Source organism: Ornithinimicrobium carbonis (assembly GCF_977012275.1).
Window position 1 is genome coordinate 1,348,840 of the sequence record NZ_OZ348993.1, and the last position, 20,205, is coordinate 1,369,044.

14 protein-coding genes are annotated in these 20,205 nt (G+C 74.9%); 8 read left to right on the forward strand and 6 right to left on the reverse strand.

From position 1 onward, the window contains the following. Nucleotides 1-7: 7 nt before the first annotated feature. From ACWHYA_RS06065 to ACWHYA_RS06080, 4 genes are all read right to left on the reverse strand, one after another. A complete protein-coding gene (locus ACWHYA_RS06065; protein ID WP_425942312.1) occupies nt 8-2,128 on the reverse strand; it encodes a copper resistance CopC/CopD family protein in 2,121 nt (706 codons plus the stop codon). Continuing rightward, nucleotides 2,088-2,693 carry a hypothetical protein gene (locus ACWHYA_RS06070; RefSeq protein ID WP_425942310.1) on the reverse strand — a complete coding sequence of 202 codons (606 nt, stop codon included), beginning with the start codon at nt 2,691-2,693 and terminating at the stop codon, nt 2,088-2,090. Before ACWHYA_RS06070 ends, ACWHYA_RS06065 begins: the two co-directional genes overlap by 41 nt. Next, on the reverse strand, nt 2,690-10,144 hold the full coding sequence (locus ACWHYA_RS06075; RefSeq protein ID WP_425942308.1) for a cell wall-binding repeat-containing protein: 7,455 nt from the start codon (nt 10,142-10,144) through the stop codon (nt 2,690-2,692). The genes ACWHYA_RS06070 and ACWHYA_RS06075 overlap by 4 nt, the downstream gene beginning before the upstream one ends. A gap of 141 nt (nt 10,145-10,285) precedes the next feature. After that, nucleotides 10,286-10,774, reverse strand: a complete 489-nt coding sequence (locus ACWHYA_RS06080) for an aminoacyl-tRNA deacylase (protein ID WP_425942306.1) — start codon at nt 10,772-10,774, stop codon at nt 10,286-10,288. A 167-nt stretch (nt 10,775-10,941) separates the two neighbouring features. Here ACWHYA_RS06080 and ACWHYA_RS06085 point away from each other — a divergent pair, with 167 nt between their 5' ends. From ACWHYA_RS06085 to ACWHYA_RS06110, 6 genes are read left to right on the forward strand one after another with little or no spacing between them, the layout of a single operon-like run. After that, on the forward strand, nt 10,942-11,484 hold the full coding sequence (locus ACWHYA_RS06085; RefSeq protein ID WP_425942304.1) for a DUF4395 domain-containing protein: 543 nt from the start codon (nt 10,942-10,944) through the stop codon (nt 11,482-11,484). Between the two features lie 32 nt (nt 11,485-11,516). After that, nucleotides 11,517-12,923, forward strand: coding sequence for an allantoate amidohydrolase (locus tag ACWHYA_RS06090; protein WP_425942302.1), 1,407 nt, complete (start codon nt 11,517-11,519; stop codon nt 12,921-12,923). Continuing rightward, complete coding sequence (locus ACWHYA_RS06095; protein WP_425942300.1) at nt 12,920-14,341, forward strand: formimidoylglutamate deiminase; 1,422 nt, start codon at nt 12,920-12,922, stop codon at nt 14,339-14,341. The genes ACWHYA_RS06090 and ACWHYA_RS06095 overlap by 4 nt, the downstream gene beginning before the upstream one ends. Before the next feature lies 1 nt (nt 14,342). Continuing rightward, nucleotides 14,343-15,548: an imidazolonepropionase gene (gene hutI / locus ACWHYA_RS06100; RefSeq protein WP_425942298.1), complete on the forward strand. Its 1,206-nt coding sequence runs from the start codon at nt 14,343-14,345 to the stop codon at nt 15,546-15,548. Nucleotides 15,549-15,583: 35 nt separating this feature from the next. Continuing rightward, the gene (locus ACWHYA_RS06105) at nt 15,584-15,814 is read left to right on the forward strand and encodes a type II toxin-antitoxin system VapB family antitoxin (protein WP_431473223.1); all 231 of its coding nucleotides are present in this window, start codon (nt 15,584-15,586) and stop codon (nt 15,812-15,814) included. After that, nucleotides 15,814-16,143, forward strand: a complete 330-nt coding sequence (locus ACWHYA_RS06110) for a type II toxin-antitoxin system PemK/MazF family toxin (RefSeq protein ID WP_425942511.1) — start codon at nt 15,814-15,816, stop codon at nt 16,141-16,143. Before ACWHYA_RS06105 ends, ACWHYA_RS06110 begins: the two co-directional genes overlap by 1 nt. 12 nt (nt 16,144-16,155) lie before the next feature. Here the strand turns inward: ACWHYA_RS06110 and ACWHYA_RS06115 are convergent, their stop codons facing one another. Beyond that, nucleotides 16,156-17,175, reverse strand: a complete 1,020-nt coding sequence (locus ACWHYA_RS06115) for an LLM class flavin-dependent oxidoreductase (protein WP_425942294.1) — start codon at nt 17,173-17,175, stop codon at nt 16,156-16,158. 42 nt (nt 17,176-17,217) lie between these two features. Beyond that, nucleotides 17,218-18,243, reverse strand: coding sequence for a S66 family peptidase (locus ACWHYA_RS06120; RefSeq protein WP_425942292.1), 1,026 nt, complete (start codon nt 18,241-18,243; stop codon nt 17,218-17,220). A 26-nt stretch (nt 18,244-18,269) separates the two neighbouring features. Here ACWHYA_RS06120 and ACWHYA_RS06125 point away from each other — a divergent pair, with 26 nt between their 5' ends. Continuing rightward, a complete protein-coding gene (locus ACWHYA_RS06125; protein ID WP_425942290.1) occupies nt 18,270-19,241 on the forward strand; it encodes a DUF308 domain-containing protein in 972 nt (323 codons plus the stop codon). Nucleotides 19,242-19,244: 3 nt separating this feature from the next. After that, complete coding sequence (locus ACWHYA_RS06130; protein WP_425942288.1) at nt 19,245-20,120, forward strand: aldo/keto reductase; 876 nt, start codon at nt 19,245-19,247, stop codon at nt 20,118-20,120. The last annotated feature ends 85 nt before the right edge of the window (nt 20,121-20,205 follow it).

Here is a 20,205-nt window from a genome sequence, read left to right on the forward strand (position 1 = left end):
GGACCGCTCAGCCGGGCGCCTCGGCCACCGTGACGTCCACGGTGAAGCCACCCTCCAGGGAGCGGCCGAGCGTCGTCACCTCGACCGTCCAGGTGCCGGGGGCCGGCAGCGTCACCTCGGGAGCGACCCAGTAGCTGCCGGTCAGGGGCTGCAGGGCCAGCTCGCGCGGGGGCTGGCCGGGAGCGGCCACCGTCGCCGTGGCGGCGTCGACGGTCCTGGGGGAGCCGACCTGGTCGTAGAAGGTGAGGTGGAGGGCGTTGCCGCCCGCCCGGGCGGGGGTGAGGATGACGTCGACCGCCCCGTTCCCGTCGTCGACGGTGCTGGCGAACGAGCGGGCCTGCAGCGCCTCGCGGGCAGGCGGGGTGTTGACGAGCATGGCGGTCACGCCCAGGACGAGCGCGAGGACGACCAGCTCCACGCGGGCCGTGCGGAAGACGGCCTTTGAGGTGGTGACCGCGGCCACCAGCCGGGTCCGCTGCCAGAACCCCAGTCCCAGGAGCACGGCCACGAGGACGAGCTTGACCATGAGCGTGGCGCCGTAGCGGGTCGTCAGCAGGGTGCCGGGGTCCCCTCCGCTCTGCTGCGCGGCCGAGGCGACACCGGTGATCGCGACGACCACCACGGCTGAGAGCGCCACGGTGGAGAAGCGGCGGACCGCCCCGGCGGTCGCCTCGTCGGCACCGGTGCCGGCGGGTGCCAGGACGATGCCGAGGGCCGCCAGGCCGCCGATCCAGGTGGCCGCCGCCGCGTGGTGGACGACGTCGGAGGCGACGGCCAGCGCGGGGGCCCCGGCGGAGGCGGGGTGCCCGCTGAGGGCGAGCGAGACCATGACGAGCAGGACCGCTCCGCCCGCCACCAGCGGGACCACCGGTCCCGCCCTGCGCCAGAGCAGGGCGGCGACGAGGGCCAGGGCCCCCGCCAGGATCCGGAGGGCGTCGTGGAGTCCGGCCTCGGTGCCCCGCACGGCGTCGTCCAGCAGGGGGAGGGCCTCCAGCAGAGAGCTGCCGGAGGCTTCGGCCACGTGGGACAGCAGCCGGCCCACGGACCCGAGCAGGACCGCCGCCGCCGCCCCCGTCGCGACCTGCGCCGCCCGGCGGCTGCGGAGCGTGGCCGTCGGGGCGACGACGCTCCGGAAAAGCACCAGCCCGCCCAGGACGGTGGTCCCGGCGAGCAGGACCCACCGGGAGACCCACCGGACGGCGGCCACGGTGGTGGAGGTCGTGAAGGTCGCGCCGGACACCGCGGACGACGGGTCGCCGGGGCCGGCGCTGCCGGGGCCGGGGTCGACCGGGGGGGCGGGGACGGAGGTCGGGGGAGGCGTCGGGGCCGGGGAGGTCGTGGTGGCGGCCGGGTCGGTCCCCGTCGAGGCGGCGCCGTCGGCGGTCGCGCCGTCCCCGGTGGTGCTGCCGCCGGTGCCGGCAGGGTCGTCGGCCGGCGATCCGGTGCCGGTGGGGGGACCGCCGGCGCCCGTCCCGTCGCCCGCCCCGGCGGTGGGTGCGCCCGGGGCGTCTTCGGGGTCGTCACCCCCGTCGTCCCGCGCGTCCTCGAGCTCGTCCTGGGCGTCCTCCCTGGCGTCCTCGAGGTCGTCGCGCGCGTCCTCGAGGTCGTCGCGGGCGTCCTCGAGGTCGTCCGCGGCGTCGTCCCGGGCGTCGGACCCGCCGTCGTCCGGCTCCTCCTGGACGTGGAAGACGAAGCTGCCCGAGATGACGTGGGAGTCGGTCGAGACGACCGACCAGGACACCGCGTAGCTGCCCGCCTCGTCCGCGTCGACCTCGGCGGTGACCGTCGTCCCGCCGTCCCCGGTCGTCGTGTCGTCGTCGACCCGGTCCCCGTCGGGACCGACCACGCGCAGGCCGCCGAGCTCGACGTCCACCGGCGCGCTGAACTGCAGCGTCACGCTCTCGGGGGGCAGCGTGCGGACGGAGTCGGCGACCGGGTCGGTGGAGAGCAGCGTGGTGTGCGCGGCGGCCGGGGCCGCGACCAGCAGCAGGGGCAGCAGCAGCCCCAGGAGGCCCAGCAGGGCGTGGAGCAGGCGCGGACGGGGCGCCCGGGACCCCGACCGGCCCCCGGGCCTGCCGGTCCGCTCCTCAGTGCTCCGTACCGTGGCCGCCCCCACCACCTCCGCCACCGGGTCCGCCGGACACGTCCACGTGCACCGGCTGCGTGTCCGGCCCCAGGCGGAACTGCGCGGCCGCGGCGCCGCTGGGCACCTGGAAGACGACCACCCCGTTGATCCGGGCCCCCGGCGTCAGCGACTCGTCGCCGAGCAGGGCCAGGTAGGGGGGGTGTTCCTGGCCGTCCACCGTCAGCGTGACGTCCCTGGCAGGGAACTGCGTCCCCTCCTCCCCGCCGGAGAGGACCATCTCCACGGCGACCCGCTTGGACCCCTCAGGCACCGCGTCGGAGATCATCGACGAGCTCATCTGCATCCCCAGGGCGGCGAACCGGTCGGCGTCCTCGGGGTGCATGAGCATCATCGGGTCCTGGATCGTCCAGGCGCCGGTGACCACCACCTGCCCGCCGTCGTGCTCGACCTCGCTGCCCACCAGGGCGCGGCCGTCCTCGGCGAGCCGCCCCCAGACCGTGAGGGCCAGGAGCAGCACCGCGCCGAGGGCCACCAGCCCCCAGGCCTGGCTGCGGCGAAGGGGTCGGGGAGCCGGTGCCTCGTCGACCTCGGCGGGCGCGGTGGTCATTGGAGCAGCGCCTCCACCGCGGTGGGCACGGCCCCGCCCACCGCGGCCGGACCACCGAGCACGGTCACCCGCAGCGGGTCGAGCCGGACCAGCTCGTCCTGGACCACCTGGGGCAGCGCGGTCGGGGTGGTCAGCAGGACGGGCGCCCCGTCGAGCCCGGCCACCGGACCGGCCGCCAGGGCGTCCGGGAAGTCCAGGCCCGTGGCCAGGAAGGCCCGGTCGGCGCGCGGGTAGAACGCCTCGGCGACGGCCGCCGCGGTGGCGTACCGGTTCGCACCGGCCACGCGTTCCGGCTGCACGCCGGCCGCGGTCGCGATCTGATCCAGGACGGCGTCCCCGACCGCGGCCGACCCGCCGAGCACGACGACGCGTGCCGGCTGCAGCCGGGCGAGCTCGGCGGCCGTGTCGGAGGGCAGACCGTCGACCTGGGTCAGCAGCATGGGTGATCCGTCCCGCGCGGCCGGGGCGCTGCCCGCCAGGGCGTCCGGGAAGCCCGCCCCGCTGGCGAGGACCACCGTGTCGACGCCGGGGGCGAAGGTGGCAGCGCTGATGGCCGCCGCCGTCGCGTACCGGTTGGCCCCGGCCAGCCGGGTCACCGTGCCCGTCCCCTCGGGGACGAACGCCCGCAGCTCCTCGAGCACCGCCCCGTCGACCGCGGCCGTGCCGCCCAGGACGACGATGTGCTGCGGCGCGAGACGGCTGAGCTCGGCCGTGGTGGCCGCCGGCACCGTGGACGGGGTCGTCAGCAGCAGCGGGGCCTGGGCCCGGGCCGCGGCCGGACCACCGGCCAGGGCGTCCGGGAAGGTGGTGCCGCTGGCCACGAACACGGTCTCCACGCCCGGCTCGAACCGCGAGGCGCTGACCGCCGCGGCGGTGCCGTAGCGGTTCGGGCCCTCGAGCCGGTCGACCACCACGCCCGCGGTCGTGAACACGCTGCTGAACGGGGTCCCGGCGGCGTTCCCGCGCAGGTCGGTCACCGACGCGTCCACCTCGACCCGGTAGCCGCTCGTCCGGGCCAGCCTGTCCTCCGGGTCGAGCACCACCGTGGAGACGGCGACGTCGAGGCTGTGGTCCTCGACCACCGTCGCGGGCACGGGGTCGCCGGAGTCCACGTCGACCAGGCGCACCTGGTCGGCGAGGCCGCCGAGCTCGACCCGCTCGGAGAAGGTCAGGATCACCGCACCGTTGCGGGGCACGTCCTCGGCCCCGTCGGCCGGCTCGACCGCGGTCACGGTGGGCCCGGTCACGTCGTCGGCGTCCAGGACGAGCACCTGGGCCATGTCCGCGAGCGGGTGGGTCACCGTGCCTCCGTCGGGGTCGGACATCGTGACCGTGGACGTCGCCGAGATCTCCAGCACGCCCCGGCCCGGGTATGCCGTCACCGGCACCGTGACCTCCACGGTGCCGTCGCCGCCCGTGGTCACGGTCGTGCTGAAGGCGTTGGGCTCGGGGGCGGTCAGGCTGACCTGGTGCCCCGACCCCAGGGGTCGGCCGTCGACGGACAACGCCGCCGTGACGGTCACCTCGTCGGGCAGGGACTCCACCACGAGCGGGTCCGGCGTCAGCTCCATCACGGGGGCGCCGGGCACCGGTGTGAGGGCCTCGTTGATGACCCGTAGCGGCGAGCAGCTCATGTACGGGCTGGGGCACCGTTCGAGCGGGACCGGGAAGCGCTCGGTCCCCGGGGCCGGCTGCTGGTGCACCCGCAGCACGCCCCAGCTGCCGGAGGACAGGCCCATCGTCCCGTTCGCGACGCCGTAGCGGAAGTCGCCGACCGACTGCAGGAGCCCGCCGGCGGCCTCCACGTGCAGGGTCGCCGACCCGCCCGTCGCCAGCGACCCGGCCACGCCCTGCCGGACCGAGTCCGCGTCGAAGGCGTGCTCGAGCCAGCTGTGGCCGCCCAGGGAGTAGGCCACGGTCCGGGCGCGGTCGGCCGCGTGCAGGACGTGGATCCGCAGGGGGTCCCCCTGGTGGGCCCGGATGATCGGGGTGTCCGGATCGCCGATCGGTTCCCCGTCGACCGGGTAGGTGGTGCTGAAGACGTTCGCGAGCCGCGCCCCGAAGTCGGGGTCGGTGAACGGCGCGCCCTGCGGGTCGCGCGGCGGGTCGGCGACCTCGTCCGTCACCGGGCCGGGCAGCCCCAGCCGGTGGTGGAGGGGGGCGTTGCGGTAGCTGACCGCCCGCTCACCGGCGTCCGGCCAGTCGTCCGGGATGGGGTCGTGCAGGACGGTCCCGTCGGCCGAGCGCAGGTTGAGCCCGTTGTGGTGGATCAGGACGGCGTCGCGGTAGTCCGCGCCCTCCCGTCCGGGCAGGACGTCGACCTGGGCCCCGGAGGTCACCCGCTCGCCCGTCATCGGGTCGCGGTAGACCGCGTTCGGCGGTCCCACGACGAGCCCGGCCAGGAGCCCGTGGTGTCGGTGCCCGCGGACGTCGCCGAAGGCCGTCAGGGGCACGGCGCCCAGCTCCCCGTCGGTGAGCGCGGGCTCACGGGCAGGGTCCTGGTAGGTGACCTGGTCGGCGTACCAGACGTACTGCACGGTGTCTCCCGGGCCGGCGGTCTGGTCGAAGTTGTAGCCCACGGTCGTGCCGTCGCTGGTGCGCACGTCGTAGCGCACGAGCGAGGGGTGCAGGGAGACCCGGGTGCCGGCATACCAGGGCCTGCCGGGTGTGAACTCCCCGTCCCCCTCGTCGTCGGGCGGGACCGGGAAGGCGGGCTCGAGGGTGATCGGCGCGTCCCCGTCGAGCGTGCCCCTGAGCCCGTGCTCGTCGAAGCGCTCCCAGTCGACCTCGTTGGTCAGGCTGACGATGACGCAGTCGCCCTCGTTGGCGCGCAGCACCAGCGGTTCGAGCTCCTTCTCCCCGGACCGGACGGCCGCGACGTCGGCGGACAGCACGTAGGCCAGCCCGTAGGGGTCGTGGTCGCCGTAGCGGTTGTAGACGATCTCGCTGTCGATGGCCGAGACCTGGAAGTACTTCTGCGGGGCTCCCGTCGGGCACGCCGGCGGCAGGGGCTGCTGGGCGCGGGGGATGTGCGCCGCCGGGTCCGGCGCGGGCAGGGGGTAGCCGGTGACCAGGCCGACCGGGTTGTCGGGCAGCGGGGTCAGGGGGTTGGCGGTGGTCTGGTCGAAGACCCGCATGACGCCCCAGGCGCCCAGCCAGAGGTCCTCCAGCCCGGTCCCGCCGTAGAGGAAGTCGGAGACGCGGGGCTGGTTGCCCAGCGGCGGCGTCGGGCAGACCACGTCGCCGCCCAGGCCGCAGTCCACGCCGACATCGCTGATGTTGAACGCCTCGGAGACCCCGATGTGGCGGGCGTTGATGTAGGGGGAGGCGGGGTCGAGCGCGTCGCGGCGCCAGCGCACCCCGTGCACGGTGAAGTTGTGCATCTCCTCGTGCGAGCCCTGGATCAGGCGGAAGCGCACGTTGTCGCCACGGTTGGCCATGAGGACGGGAGTCTCCGGGTCGCCCCAGATCCGCGAGCTGAAGGTGTAGGCGGGGTCGACCCAGCCGGCCGCCCGCAGCTCGGCCCGCGTCGGCGGCGGAGCCTGCGGGTCGGTGACCGGACCGGGACCGGGACCGGCGAACTGGCGCAGCAGCATGGGTGCGCTGCGGTAGTTGATGCCCATCCCGCCCTGGTCGTTGCGCGCGGCCTCCAGCGGCACCAGGGGCGGCTCGACGGCGTTGGCGCGGTCGAGGATGTCGGCGTGCGTGGCCGAGCGCTGGAAGACCGGGATGAAGTCGGCGATGGCGACGCCGAACTCGCGGAAGTCGTCCTGTCCCGCGGGGCCGATGAGGTCCATGGCCGAGCCGTGGGCGGTGCCGACGCAGGACGTCCCGCAGACGGGCACGCCCCGACCCTCGGTGTTCACCGGCTGGAGGAACTCCCCGGTGAGGGGATCGCGGCTGTCGTAGCCCTGACCCTCGACGACGAGGGCGGAGAACAGCCCGCGGTTCTGCAGGGTGCCGGCGAAGTGGTGGTCGTGCATGAACGCGGTCCGCAGCTCGTAGTCGGCGTACCAGCGCTCCTTGATGGTCTGTCCCTCCGACAGCCAGCTGGCCCGGGCGTCCTCTGCCTGCTGGACCGGGTCGCGGTCGGTCGGTGCCACGGGCACGCAGGACGCGCCCTCGGGGCAGGGGATCTCCCCGTCGAGGACGCCCTGGGTGAACGCGGCCTGCTCCTCGGTGAAGGCGGCCTGCTGGTAGTTCCAGCCGTTGGAGGAGCCGTCGGAGGCCAGGACGTCGAAGTTCACCAGGTGGATGTGGGCGCCGACCATGTTGGTCGCGACCAGCTCCTGGTAGGCGTCGTCGCCGATCCAGTTGGGCGTGCGGTTGGTCAGCTCGAAGTTGATGCAGTCGCCGGCGTTGACCCGGAAGAAGAAGGGCTCCGGTTCGATCTCCCCTGCGAGCACCGCGTCGACGTCGGCGTCGGCCACGATGATGCGGCCCTGGACGTCGCGCCAGCCCTGCGGGTTGGCCTGGTCGCCGTCGACGTAGGTCAGCGGCAGCTGGATGACCGAGGCCCGGTAGGTGACCTCCCGGGCTCCGGGGACGCAGGGGTCGACGACGGGGGCCCCGGGCAGCGGCTGGGCGTCCGGGTCCAGCTCGGCGCCGAAGACGTAGTCCGGGTCGTGGTAGGCCCGGGTGACCTGCTGCTCCAGCGCCAGCCGGTGGGCCGTGCGGGCCACGACCGGGTCGGCCGGGTCGAAGCCCTCGCTGGCCGTGACGGCGACGTTGGTACCGCCCAGGGTCAGGTCGGGGGTGGCGGTCCACAGCCCGAGCTGGACCGTCCACGGACCGCCGGCCTCGCCGGTGACGGCGACGGCCTGCACGGTCTCGAGCGCCTCCAGCGCGGCCCGTACCTCCTCGGCGCTCGCGTCCGGCGCGAGCGGCGGCGACTCCGACCCGGCGAAGCCGAGGGTCAGGTCCGCACCGGGGTCGACGACGGCGACCTCCTGGGTCGCCTCCAGCAGGGCGGGGTCGAGCGGGGTGGTGCCCACGCTGCGCACGACCGGGGCGTCCACCGGGTCACCGGCCTCGTCGAGCACGACGCTGCCGTCCTCGGTGAACTCGCGCTGCCAGACGCCGAGCGGGGGCTGGGGCGCGCGGGAGCCGTACTCGCCCGGGATGAAGCGCGGGTAGCCCGGGTTCTCGGGCGTGGGGGCGTTCTTGGCCGGGGGCACGCGGGGGTGGGCCGGCTGGTCCGGGGAGATCTCGGCCAGGGCCAGCCACCGGGTGACGCGGGTGCCGTCCGGCAGGGCCCCGGTGCCGTCCTCGTAGGTGTCGTGGACGCGCATGAGGGCCCAGAAGCCCCACGAGAAGTGGGTGTAGAGGTGGCAGTGGTAGATCGAGTCGCCGACGGTGCCGGCCCTGGCCCCGGCGCCGTAGTTGAGGTCCGCGGTGAACGCGGTCCAGGGGGAGTAGGTCTGGGAGTCGATCGTGGTGGCGCGCGGCTGGGCCGCGGAGGTCGGGCGCGGGGGGTTGCTCTGCGCCGGGCCCAGCTCGTCCGGTTCGGCGGGCCAGGTATGCGCGTGCAGGTGGAAGACGTGGGTCTCGTAGACCCCGGCCTGCCCGAAGCGCAGCTTGATCGGGTCGCCCTGGTAGGCGCGGGTGACGTTGGCCACGTAGCAGGACGTCGGGGTGTCGTCGTCGGTGGCCAGGGTCAGGCCGCAGTCCTCGATGTTCTCCGCGGGCAGCCCGCCGGCGACGGTCGCGGGGTCGACGTCCTCCCACTCCGGCTCGGTGGGCAGCCAGGGGCCGGTGCCCGAGGCCAGCTTGACCAGGCCCGGGTCCCCGTAGACCCAGGAGGACAGGACGGTCTCCTCCGAGACGCACTCCTCGCACCACACGTCCCCCTCCTTGTTCCACGTGGCGCGCTTGATCTCCGGCTCCGAGCCGTAGTTGATGCTGAACCGTTCGAACAGCGGCTCGGCCTCCGGACCTGGCCGTCGCATGGGCAGCAGGTCCTGGCTGACCAGCACGCTCTCCCGGTAGCGCAGGAAGCTGCCCTCGGTGGGGACGGTGATCACGGCGTCGACGTAGAGGTCGCCGTTCTGCCGGGCCACGGAGGCGTACTGCTGGTCGGGGGTGGTGGAGGACAGCTCGGCCCCGCTCACCGGGTCGAACCAGCGGGCCCCGGCGGGTTGGACCGCCAGCCCGCCGTACAGGCCGTGCTCGGCGCCACCGCCGTCGGCGTCCGCCCCCGCGGGCATGCCCTGGTCGCGGAAGAGGTAGAGGCCCGAGCTCTGCGGGGCGACCCAGTAGTAGGTGTGCGTCTGACCGGGGGCGACGGTGCTGTCGGCGTTGTGCCCGAGGCTGCTGCCCTCGCTGGTCTGGGGGTTGTAGGAGACGCCGAAGGCCTGCAGGGAGACGTGCGGGTCGACCTGGGGCAGCCACGGGCCCATGCCTGCCCCGGGGGTGTCCAGCAGGCCGTTGCGCAGGGTGATCTCCAGGCAGTCGCCGACATTGGCGCGCAGGACGAGGGGCCGCGGGCGCAGCCGCCGGTTGCCGGCCGGGTCGTCGGCCGGGTCCGCGGCGAGCGGGACGTGCCAGTGCTGGACGGCGGCGACGTCCTGCTCCAGCGCGAAGAGCATCCCGTCGGCGTCCCCGTCGGTGAGCTGCTGCGTCCCGGTGACCGGGTCGACGGCGGCCTCGCCGCTGTCGTTGGCCCAGCGGCTGAAGGGGATGAAGGCCCGCACGGCCGCGACGTCGTAGGAGCGGACGGCCGTCTCGGCCGTGCACGCGGGGACCGCGGGCACGATGGCGGCGGACCCGGAGGTGGCCGGGAGGGCGACCAGCATGCCTCCGGCCAGCAGCGAGAAGGTGGAGGCCCACCCGACCGAGAGCCGGCCGAACCGGGCGGGACCGGCGCGGAGCGCACGCCGGAGGGTGTCCGTCGACGCTCGCCCGGCGGCTCCCGCCACCTGGACCGTCACGGCCGCGAGCACGACGAGCGGGGCGAGGTCGGCCCCGACGTGCAGCGCGTGCTCCAGCACCCCCATCCCGGCCATCGCCGGGTGTGCGCCCGGGGTGGCGTGCGCGTGTCCGCCGTCGGCCAGCAGGCCCCCGAGGAGCGACAGCACGACGCCGGCCGCCACGACGGTGACGGCCAGCAGGGTGAGTCCGAGGGCGGCCCGGACGGCCGGAGCCGTGGGCAGACGACGCCCGAGAGCTCTTCGGGCAGCGGCCCGGGCGGCGGTCCCGGCCAGCACAGCCGGCAGGAGCGCGGCGCCGGCGGCGGCCACCGCGCCGGGGGCGAGGACGGTCGCGGGGTCCGCCCCGACCTGCAGGACGGCCACCCCGAGCGTGACCGCGAGGGCGCCACCGACGTACGTGAGCAGGTGGCGATGCGTGAGCAGGTGGTGGTTCGCGCGCTCCGGCGGCCCCCCGGTCCTGCGCGCCCGGAAGCGTTCGCTGGTCCGAGGACGAACCCGTCCCCGGACGACGGATACGTCCATCGTCAAAGCCCTTCCCCGAGCGACACGCGGCATCGCCGCATGACGTTCGTCACACCGTAGACCCGCGAGGACGGTGTTGGGAAGACGTTTTCTTGACCTTTTCCTTACCTGGACTTTGCCAAGCGCTCGGCGTGCCCGGCGTCAGCGGGCCTCGGGGCCCTCCGGCTCGGTGACGTCGGCGACCCGGGCGTCCAGGCTGGCCAGGACGGCCTCGGCGTTGACCGTCACGGCGACCCCGTGCGCGCCGGCGCCCAGCGAGATGGTCCGGTCCCGGTCCCCGGTGAGGGTGTCGTCGGCGACCACCGGCCAGGCGGTGGTCGAGCCGAACGGGGTGATCGTCCCCCGGGCGTAGCCGGTGGCCTCCCGGGCGCCCTCGGCGTCCGGCATCGAGAGCCGGCTCACCCCGAGCAGGGCCCGCAGCTTGGGCCAGGAGATCTGCCGGTCGCCGGGGACGAGGACGAAGAGGTGGTCGCCCTCGCCGCGACGCACGACCATCGTCTTGACGACGTCCCGCGGTCGCACGCCCCGCGCCTCGGCGGCCTCCTGCAGGCTGCCCACCCGCCCGTGCCGGGTGACGGTGTGCTCCAGGCCGCTGGCTGCGACGGCGTCCAGGGCGCGCTGCTCGCTCATGACCAGGACGGTACTCCGGAGTGACAGACCCGGTGGCGTTGCGCGACCGGCACGACGTCTGGCGCGACCGGCGCGACACCCTGGCGCGACCGGCACGGTGACTGGACATGGCTGCCCGGCCCGCCGGCGATTTCATAATCCAGGGTTGGTATCCGCATAATCGATGCATGCCGAACAATCGCTTCCCCTCCGTGGTCGACGACGTCACCGTGCGCCTGGTCGCCGGCGTGGTCCTCCTCGTCACGCTCAGCACGCTGGTTCTGCAGCAGTGGTGGTTGCTCGTGCCCCTCGCGCTCGACTTCGTCCTGCGCGCGACGCTGGGTCCGCAGGCCAGCCCCGTGTCCCGGTCCGTGGGCCGGTGGGTGCGCCCCCGGGTCGCCGCGGTCCCGCACCCCACGGCCGGCACCCCCAAGAGGTTCGCCGCGGCCATCGGAGCCGTGCTGACGTCCGTCGCCGTGCTGCTCTGGGCGACCCACCTGCTCACCGGCTCGGCCGTCGCCCTCGCGGTCGTCGCCGGGATCACCGCGGTCATGGTCGTCTTCCCCGCGCTGGAGGCCGTCCTCGGCCTGTGCGTGGGCTGCCGCCTGTTCGCGGTCCTCATGCGGACGGGGCTGGTGCCGGAGGACGTCTGCGTGGAGTGCTCCGACATCACCGGCCGGCTCCGGGCCTCGGGTCTCGCATCCGGGACGCACCCCGCGCCGACCTCCTGATCGCCCGGGCCGCCCCGCCCTAGAGTCGGGGTGTGCCCAGCTCCACCTTCGACAGCCTGTGGTCCGACCTGGAACCGGTCGGACGTGCCCGCAGCGGCGGCTACCGGCGCTTCGCCTGGACCGCCGAGGACCACACCCTGCGCGAGTGGTTCGCCGGCGAGTGCCGTCGCCGGGGTCTGGACCTGACGACCGACAGGGTGGGCAACCAGTGGGGCTGGTGGTGGGACGGGCCGGGGACCGTGGACGACGCGGTCACGGCCGGCCGTCCCGGCGTGGCGATCGGCTCCCACCTGGACTCGGTGCCCGACGGTGGCGCGTTCGACGGTCCGCTGGGGGTCGTGTCGGCCCTCGCCGCGGTCGACCGGCTGCGCGAGGCCGGCCTGACCCCCGACGTGCCCCTGGCGGTCGTGAACTTCGTCGACGAGGAGGGTGCCCGGTTCGGCATCGCGTGCGCCGGCTCCAGGGTCCTCACCGGTCAGCTGTCCCCCGAGCGGGCCCTGGCGCTGACCGATGCCGACGGCACCACGTACGCCGAGGCCCTGCGCGCCGCCGGCCGCGACCCGGCCGACCTCGGTCCGGACGAGGAGACGCTGCGCCGCGTCGGCACCTTCGTCGAGCTGCACGTCGAGCAGGGCCGGGCGCTCGTCGACCTCGGCGCCCCGGTCGCTGTCGCCAGCGACATCTGGCCGCACGGTCGCTGGCGCTTCGACTTCCCCGGCGAGGCCAACCACGCCGGCACCACCCGGCTGGAGGACCGCCGCGACGCCATGCTCGGGTATGCCGACCTCGTCCTGGGCGCGCGCCACGTCGCCGCGCAGCGGGGGTGCGTGGCGACGGTCGGCAAGGTGGCCGTCACGCCCGGCGGGGTCAACGCCATTCCCTCGCACGTCACCGGCTGGCTCGACGCCCGCGGCCCGCAGGAGGACCAGGTCGAGGCGCTCGTCGACGAGCTGAGCGGCCGCGCCGCCGAGCTGGGGGCCGAGGTCGTCCGGGAGAGCTGGACGCCCACGACCCGGTTCGACACCGACCTCTCCGAGCGGCTCAGGGGGGTGCTCAGAGGAGCGGCGGGCACGGCGGTCCCCCGCGGAGCGGGGGACGGGGGAATGGTCCGCGGAGCAGGGGGGATCGACGCACCGCTGTCGGTCCCCGTCCTGGGCACCGGCGCCGGTCACGACGCCGGCATCCTGGCGACCGCCGGTGTCCCCTCCGCCATGCTCTTCGTCCGCAACCCGACCGGCGTCTCGCACAGCCCGGCCGAGCACGCGGAGCGCGACGACTGCCACGCCGGGGTCCAGGCGCTGGCCGCGTGCGTCCGCGAGCTGACCGTCCGCGCCACCGACCCTCGCGCCGCCCGGCCCGCCGGGCAGGACGCACCCGCCGCCCGGCCCGCCGGGCAGGACGCACCCGACACCCCGTCCCACCCGGACTCCGACGCATGAGCACGACCTACGCGGCGGCATACGCCTCCCTGCCCGACGGGCTCGCCCGGGACGTGCGCCTCACGGTCGAGGACGGCCGGTTCCTCGCCGTCACGAGCGGCACCGCCGCCGAGCCCGGCGACCACCGCCTGCCCGGGGTGGTCCTGCCGGGACTGGCGAACGCGCACAGCCACGCCTTCCACCGGGCGCTGCGGGGACGCACCCACGACCGCGGCGGCACCTTCTGGACGTGGCGGGAGCGGATGTATGCCGTCGCCGCCCGCCTCGACCCCGACAGCTACCTGGCCCTGGCGCGGGCGGTCTACGCCGAGATGGCGCTCGCCGGGGTCTCGGCGGTGGGGGAGTTCCACTACCTGCACCACGGGCCGGGCGGGCGTCGTTACCTGGAGCCCAACGCCATGGGGCAGGCCCTCGTCGAGGCGGCCGCGCAGGCCGGGATCCGGCTGACGCTGCTGGACACCTGCTACCTGGCCGGCGGACTCTCGGGGGAGGGGCACGCGCCGCTGGAAGGGACCCAGCTGCGGTTCGGGGACGGCGACGCCGACGCGTGGGCGCTGCGGGTGGCGGACCTGCGGGACGCCACCGACGGCGGCCCGGCCCACGTGCGGGTCGGCGGGGCGATCCACTCGGTGCGCGCGGTGCCGCGGGAGCAGCTGTCCGTCGTCGCGGCCGCGGTGCGGACGAACTTCGGCGGGCGGCCGTTCGCGTACCGGGCGGTCGGCGGCGACGGGGGAGGGGCCCGCCCCGCCGCCGACGGCGTGACCGGTAGGCCCCTGCACGTCCACCTGTCCGAGCAGCCGGCCGAGAACCAGGCGTGCCTCGACGCGCACGGCCTGACGCCCACCGGGCTGCTGGCCGCCGAGGGCGTGCTCGGCCCCGACCTGACCGCCGTGCACGCCACCCACCTGACCGGCGAGGACATCGGCCTGCTCGGGGAGCATCGCGCGTGGGCCTGCTTCTGCCCCACCACCGAACGGGACCTCGCCGACGGCATCGGACCGGCGTCGGCGCTGCGCCGCTCCGGGGCCAGGCTGTGCCTCGGCTCCGACCAGCACGCCGTGATCGACCTGCTCGAGGAGGCGCGGGCGCTGGAGATGCACGAGCGGCTCGACAGCCTCGAGCGCGGCCGGCTCACGCCCGAGCAGCTGGTCGCGGCGGCCACCGCCCAGGAGAGCATCGGCTGGGCCGACGCCGGTCGGCTCGAGGCCGGCGCCCGGGCCGACCTGGTGGCGGTCCGCGACGACACCGTGCGCACCGCCGGCTCCGACCCCGCCCAGATCCTGCTGTCCGCCGCCGCGGCCGACGTGGACACCCTCGTCGTCGACGGCCGGGTCGCCGTCCAGGACGGCCGCCACCGGCTCGGCGACGTCGGGCGACTGCTGCGCGAGGCCATCGACCCCCTCTGGAAGGACTCCTGACGTGAGCATGCTCATCACCGGCATCGGCGAGCTCGTCACCAACGACGAGACGGTCGACGCTGCCGTCGACGACCCGTTGCACGCAGGCCTGGGGGTCGTCCGGGACGCCGCCGTCGTCATCAGCGGAGGTGGTGAGGACAGCGCGCCGACCGTCGAGTGGGTCGGGCCGGCCGACCGGGCGCCGGCGGCCGACTGGTCGATCAGCCTCGAGGGCCGCGCCGTCGTGCCCGGCTTCGTCGACAGCCACAGCCACCTGGTCTTCGACGGCGACCGCTCGGCCGAGTTCGCCGCGCGGATGTCCGGCACCCCCTACGACGGCGGCGGGATCGCGGTGACGGTGGACGCTACCCGGGCCGCCGACCGGCCACGGCTGCGCGAGCTGCTGCAGCGGCGGGTCTCGGAGATGCGCTCCCAGGGCACCACGACCGTGGAGGTCAAGAGTGGCTACGGCCTGACCGTGAAGGACGAGGTCGAGGCCCTCCGGCTGGCCCGCGAGGTGACGGCGGAGGTCACCTTCCTCGGCGCCCACGTCGTCCCGCCCGAGGCGAGGGGGTCGGCGGCCGAGCGGGCGGCATACCTGGACCTGGTGGTCGGCGAGATGCTCACAGCCTGCGCGCCCCACGCCCGCTGGATCGACGTCTTCTGCGAGCCCGCCAGCCCGCACGCCTTCGACGGCCAGGAGTCGCGGCGGGTGCTGGAGGCCGGGCGGGCCGCCGGCCTGGAGCTGCGCGTCCACGGCAACCAGCTCGGCCACGGCCCCGGCGTGCAGCTGGCCGTCGAGCTGGGCGCGGCGAGCGTGGACCACTGCACCTACCTGTCCGACGAGGACGTCGAGGCGCTCGCGGGCAGCGACACCGTCGCGACGCTGCTGCCGGGGGTGGAGTTCTCGACCCGGCAGCCCTACCCGGACGCCCGCCGGCTGCTCGACGCCGGGGTGCAGGTCGCCATCGCCACCGACTGCAACCCGGGGACCTGCTACTCCTCCTCGATGCCGCTGATGATCGCCCTCGCCGTCCGCGAGATGGGGATGACGCCCGCCGAGGCGCTGCGTGCGGCGACGATCACCGCCGCGACCGCGTTGCGCCGCACCGACATCGGCCGGGTCGCCGTGGGCCAGCGGGCCGACCTGGCGCTCGTCGACGCACCCAGCTGGCTGCACATCCCCTACCGCGTGGGGGTGCCGGTGGTGCGGGCGCTGGAGGTGTAGTGCCACTTCTGTGGCATGATGGTGGCATGGTCAGGGTGAGGATCAGCACGACCGTCGACCAGGACCTGCTTGCACGGGCCCGGGCGCTGGCACCCGGGACCACGGACGCCTCCGTCGTCGAGGCTGCGCTCGAGTCGCTTCTCCGGTCTCACCGGGAGGCGGAGGTGGACGCCGCTTACGAGGCGGCCTATGTCAGGACGCCCCTGCCGACGACGGACGAGTGGGGCGACCTGGAGACGTTCCTGGACGCGGCGTCCCGCACGTGATGATCACCAACCTGCCTGGACGGGGAGAGCTGTGGTGGGCCGATCTGGAGGACCAGGGGAGCCGGCCGGTTGTTGTGCTCAGTCGGGATGCGGCTGTGCGGGGCCGTCGTCGGGCCATGATCGCCGCCTGCAGCACGGTGCGCCGAGGCCTGCCCAGCGAGGTGGTTCTCGATCCGGCAGAGGGTGACCCGGTCGTCAGACCGAGCGTGGTGCAGCTCGACGCCGTCGTCGACGTCGACGTCCGCGTCCTCACCCGCCGACTGGGGCGGCTCGGTGACCTCCGGATGCGCGAGGTGTGTCAGGCGCTCGCCACGGCGACAGGGTGCTGAGCGAGGACCCCTTCACCGCCAGCCCAGCGAGGGCGCGACCTCCTCGACGACCGTCCGCAGCACGTGGGCGCAGTAGTCCACGCCCAGCTGGTTGGGCAGGGTGAGCAGCAGCGTGTCCGCCTCGGCGACCGCGGTGTCCTGCTCCAGCTGACGCACCAGCTCGTCGGGCTCGGCGGCGTAGGTCCGCCCGAACGTGGCCCGGCCGCCCTCGAGCATCCCGACCTGGTCGGTGCTGCGCCGCTCCAGGCCGAAGTAGGCGTGGTCCTCCGCCGACACCAGCGGGAAGATGCTGCGGGACACCGACACCCGCGGCGTCCGGTCGTGCCCGGCCGCCTGCCACGCGTCGCGGAACCGTCGGATCTGGTCGGCCTGCAGCTCGTGGAAGGGCACGCCGCCGTCCTCGGTCAGCAGGGTCGAGCTCATCAGGTGCATCCCCTGCGCCGCAGCCCATTCGGCGGTCGCCCGGGTGCCGGCGCCCCACCAGATCCGCTCCCGCAGCCCCTCGGAGTGCGGCTCGATCCGCAGCAGACCCGGCGGGTTGGGGAACATCGGGCGCGGGCTGGGCTCGGCGAAGCCCTCGCCCGAGAGCACCTCCAGAAACCGTGCGGTATGCCGCCGCGCCATGTCCGCGTCGGTCTCGCCCTCACGCGGGTGGTGGTCGAACTGGCGGTAGCCCTCGACGACCTGCTCGGGCGACCCGCGGCTGATCCCCAGCTGCAGCCGGCCGCCGGAGACGAGGTCGGCGGCGCCCGCGTCCTCGGCCATGTAGAGAGGGTTTTCGTAGCGCATGTCGATCACCCCGGTGCCGATCTCGATCCGCTCCGTCCGGGCTCCGACCGCGGCCAGCAGCGGGAACGGCGAGGCCAGCTGGCGGGCGAAGTGGTGCACCCGGAAGTACGCCCCGTCGGCCCCCACCTCCTCCGCCGCGACCGCCAGGTCGATCGACTGGAGCAGCACGTCGGACGCGGACCGCGTCGCCGACTGCGGGTGCGGGGTCCAGTGGCCGAAGGAGAGAAAGCCGATGCGCTTCATACCCGTGGTCAACGTCGGGGGCGGGCTGGCATTCCGGCCGCCTCAGACAAGCCGCTGCGTGAGCACCCCGCGGCCCGGCGTCCACTCCGCGGTCGCCAGTGCCCCGCTCATCATCGGCATCCGCGGCGCCACGTGCCCGCACTCGACACCGGCGACCAGCGGCACGCCCAGCGGTCCCAGCGCGTCCAGGACCGCGTCCTGCTGGGTGTAGCCGTCCGCGTCGGGCGCCGACGTCCGCCCCACGAGCACCCCCACCGCGCGGTCGAAGAAGCCCGCCAGCCGCAGGCCGTGCAGGTGCCGGGCGACCGTCAGCGCGTCCGCCTCGGCCGCCTCGAGGTGGACGAGCACACCCTCGGGAGCGTGCACGTCGGCCCAGGCGCCCACGTCCAGGTAGGGCGTCCCGGTGAGGTTGGTCAGGGTCTCCACGCAGCCGCCCAGCAGCCGGCCCGTCAGCGTGACCGGCTCGGTGGAGTCCAGCCGCTGCCACGACCCCGTCCCGTCGAGCTCCAGCTCGGTGGCCCCCGGGTGCAGGGCGTAGTCGACGAAGACCCCGTCCTGGTACCGCCCCGGCGAGGACTGCCGCACGTCCTCGCCCGGCGCCGCCACGCACAGGTCCCACCAGGGGAGCAGGCCCGCGGGCTGCCGGAAGGGCGTGTCCATGAGGTTGGCCCCGTGCACGCTGGCCCAGCCCGTGAGCAGCGTCAGCGGCGTGAGCACCGTCGAGATGTCGGAGTAGCCGACCGTCCAGGTCGGCTCGGCCCCCGCGACCCGGTCCCAGTCCACGAGGTGCAGCAGGTCGATGGCCAGCTCGCCGCCCCACGGCGGCACCACCGCCCGGACCTCGGGGTCGCAGAGCATCTCTTCCAGCTCGGCGGCCCGCTCCGTCGCCGGGGCCGAGACCACCCCACCGCCGTCGAGGCACCGGCCCGGCCGCACGGCATACCCCTCGCCCCGCAGGGCGTCGAACGCCACCTCCAGGCGCGGTCGCAGCGCGGGGCCAACGCCGCTGCTCGGCGCGGTCACCCCGACGACGTCCCCGGGGCGCAGCGGGGCGGGATAGAGGGTCACGGCGTCCTCCTTGAGAGGATGGGGGCATGAGCTACGACATCCTCCTCTACCCCCGGCAGCCCGGCCAGACCTGGGAGCAGGTGGTCGAGGCCGACGAGCAGGACGGGCCCGAGGGCACCCAGGCCGACCTGGACGCCGGCCTCGCGGTCTTCCGGCGGATCGAGGCGCGGTTGCGCGAGCAGCTGACCGAGCCGGTCGACACGTGGGTGGCCGAGGAGCTGGGGGGCGACGTCTACGGCGAGCTGACCGGCCTGGACAGCGGCCTGCAGGTCGAGCTGTACGACCGCTCCGCCTCGGTGGCCTTCCCCTACGGCGGCGACACCGAGCGCGGCGAGCTGCACGAGTCGGCCCGCCACGCGGTGCGCATCGTGGCCGAGGAGACGGGGTACGAGGCCTACGACCCCCAGCGCGGACGCACCTTCGACGGCCTCTTCGACGACGAGGCCGGGCACGCCGAGGCGGACCGGCTCGCGGCGGAGGGTGGGAGCGACCCCGCCGGGACAGGCCCCGAGGACGACGAGGGGTATGGCGCCGCCTCCGCGGGCGCGACCGTCGCGGGTGCGGGTGCGGGTGCGGGTGCGGGTGCGGGTGTTGGTGCGGGCGCGGATGGGGGTGGGGGCACCGCCGGCCGGGACCTGGCTGACCATATGGACGCCGACGCCGACATCAACGCCGCCGACGACGCCGGTGCCCAGGACCCGGACGGGACGCCTGCCCGCCCCGACCCCCGGCAGAACCCGAAGACGCTGCGGCGACGGGCCTACCTCTACCTGGGGATCGGCGCGCTCCTCACCGTCCTCGGCGTCTTCCGGATGACGTCGGGCGACGGCGGGCTGCTGACCTGGTTCATCCTGGGCATCGGCGTGATCGACCTCCTCGGCGGAGTGATGATGCTCTCGCTCGCCAAGCAGATGGAGCAGGGTGCCGACCTGCGGCTGCCCGGCGGGTTGCGACCCTCGGGCGAGGGCGGGGACGACGCCGGCGGACCGAGGGGCTGACCGGTGCGCACCCGAGCTCTCGGCCCGTTCACCGTCTCGGCGGTCGGTCTCGGCGCCATGCCGCTGTCGATGGGCGCCAACGAGCGGCCGGACCGCGACCGCGCCGTCGCCACCGTCCACGCCGCCCTCGACGCGGGGGTCACCCTCGTCGACACGGCCGACATCTACGCCCCGTCCTGGGACACGATGGGGCACAACGAGGAGATCGTCGCCGAGGCCCTGCGCTCCTACGGGGACACCAGCCACGTCGTGGTCGCCACCAAGGGCGGCATCACCCGCGGAGAGGGGGAGACGTGGGGCCGGGACGGCTCGCCGGCCTACCTGCGCCGGGCGGTGGAGGCCTCCCTGCGCGCGCTGGACCGGGACGTCATCGACCTCTACCAGTGGCACCGGCCGGACCGCTGGCGGGTCTACGGGGAGGTCGTGCAGACGTTCAAGGACCTGCAGGACGAGGGCAAGATCCGGGCCGTGGGCATCTCCAACGCCAACGTCGAGGAGATCGACGTGGCGCTGGGGGTGCTGGGCGAGGGCGGGCTGGCCAGCGTGCAGAACGAGTTCTCCCCCCGGTTCCGCTGCTCGCGCGACACGCTCGAGCACTGCGGCGAGCACGGGGTGACCTTCCTGCCGTGGAGCCCGCTCGGTGGCACCGGGGCGGCCAGCAAGGAGGTCGGCCGGACCTACCCGGTCTTCCACGAGATCGCCGAGGCGCGAGGGGTCAGCCCCCAGCAGGTGGTCCTCGCCTGGGAGCTGGCCCTCGGCGACCACGTGGTCCCCATCCCCGGGGCGAGCCGGCCGGAGTCGATCAGCGACTCGGCCCGGGCGGCCGAGCTGGACCTGACGGCGGAAGAGCTCGACCGGATCGAGGGTCAGTTCGTCTGATCGGGGATCCCTGCGGCGTCGGCCGGACGTCCCCCTGATCGGTGCAGTCGATCGGTGCCCCCCCGGGGGCCACGATCGACTGCAG

Excerpts from the sequence above, each read along its gene's own strand:
- ACWHYA_RS06070 (WP_425942310.1), bottom strand. The coding sequence starts at position 2,693 with ATGACCACCGCGCCCGCCGAGGTCGACGAGGCACCGGCTCCCCGACCC.
- ACWHYA_RS06080 (WP_425942306.1), bottom strand. The coding sequence starts at position 10,774 with ATGAGCGAGCAGCGCGCCCTGGACGCCGTCGCAGCCAGCGGCCTGGAG.
- ACWHYA_RS06085 (WP_425942304.1), top strand. The coding sequence starts at position 10,942 with ATGCCGAACAATCGCTTCCCCTCCGTGGTCGACGACGTCACCGTGCGC.
- ACWHYA_RS06095 (WP_425942300.1), top strand. The coding sequence starts at position 12,920 with ATGAGCACGACCTACGCGGCGGCATACGCCTCCCTGCCCGACGGGCTC.
- ACWHYA_RS06125 (WP_425942290.1), top strand. The coding sequence starts at position 18,270 with ATGAGCTACGACATCCTCCTCTACCCCCGGCAGCCCGGCCAGACCTGG.
- ACWHYA_RS06075 (WP_425942308.1), bottom strand. The coding sequence starts at position 10,144 with ATGGACGTATCCGTCGTCCGGGGACGGGTTCGTCCTCGGACCAGCGAA.
- ACWHYA_RS06110 (WP_425942511.1), top strand. The coding sequence starts at position 15,814 with ATGATCACCAACCTGCCTGGACGGGGAGAGCTGTGGTGGGCCGATCTG.
- ACWHYA_RS06115 (WP_425942294.1), bottom strand. The coding sequence starts at position 17,175 with ATGAAGCGCATCGGCTTTCTCTCCTTCGGCCACTGGACCCCGCACCCG.